2 protein-coding genes are annotated in these 864 nt (G+C 72.3%); both read right to left on the bottom strand.

Annotated elements, in window-relative coordinates:
• On the bottom strand, window positions 1-369 hold a 369-nt coding region (locus FNX44_RS27290; protein ID WP_143651629.1), incomplete at its 3' end, for a hypothetical protein.
• 204 nt (window positions 370-573) lie between these two features.
• The coding region (locus FNX44_RS27285) for a putative sulfate exporter family transporter (RefSeq protein WP_143651628.1) at window positions 574-864 on the bottom strand (291 nt) is incomplete at its 5' end.

Here is an 864-nt window from a genome sequence, read left to right as displayed (position 1 = left end):
GGGTTTGGTCTTGGGGGTGGGGTGGCCGGTCGGGCCGGCGGCTTCGCGTTCTGCTTCGCGGTGGGCGGCTTCGCCTTGGGCGGCGAGTTCCTCGCGTTCGGCGTCGGACATCGCGGCCCACTTCTCCTGGGCGTCGCGGGATTCGGCGAGGCCGGCCTCGGCGTAGGAGGAGACGTTGACGGCCTGGCGGAGGCTCAGGCGGCCGGAGAGGACTTCTTCTGCCATCTCTTTGAGGATGGGACCGGCGGCGCCCTTGCGGAGGAGTTCGAGTGAGTTGCGGAGTGAGCGGGCGTCCGCCGGGTCGCGCGCGATGTCCAGGAACTCGGAGTCGTCGACGTCTCGGTTCTGGGCGTTGGGCTCTTCGGGCATGGTCGGAGTCCCCCGGCAGGCTGTGTGCGGTCGTCGGAAGACCGGCGCACGTCGGGGCGGCGCCGGTGGGTGTCCCCCGTTCGGCGGCACACGTTAGCAATGCCGGTGACGCGGCGGACACGGGGTGTGGTTCCCCCGCTCGCGGGCCGGGAGCGGTAGGTCCAGCCTTGTCCGCTGTGTTGGAGGGTGGGCGTGTTGTCGTGGTCAGGTGACGAGGTGGACGGCGGTGAGGGAGACGCCGGCTACCAGGAGCCAGGCGGTGAGGCCGAGGGCGGCGACGCGGGCGCCGGTTCGGCTGAGGGTGGGGAGGTGGACGGCGCTGCCGAGGGCGAAGAGGGCGGCGGCGAGGAGGAGTTCCTGCACGGTGTGGGCGGCGGTGAGCAGGGCGTCGGGGAGGACGCCGGTGCTGCGGAGGGCGACGGCTGCGAGGAAGCCGAGGACGAAGAGGGGGACGAGTGGGGGGCGTTTGGCCACGGGGACGGTTGTGGCCTGGGC

The sequence above is a fragment of the Streptomyces alkaliterrae genome (assembly GCF_007097205.2).
Taxonomy (GTDB): domain Bacteria; phylum Actinomycetota; class Actinomycetes; order Streptomycetales; family Streptomycetaceae; genus Streptomyces; species Streptomyces alkaliterrae.
This window is presented reverse-complemented; position numbering and strand designations above follow the sequence as displayed.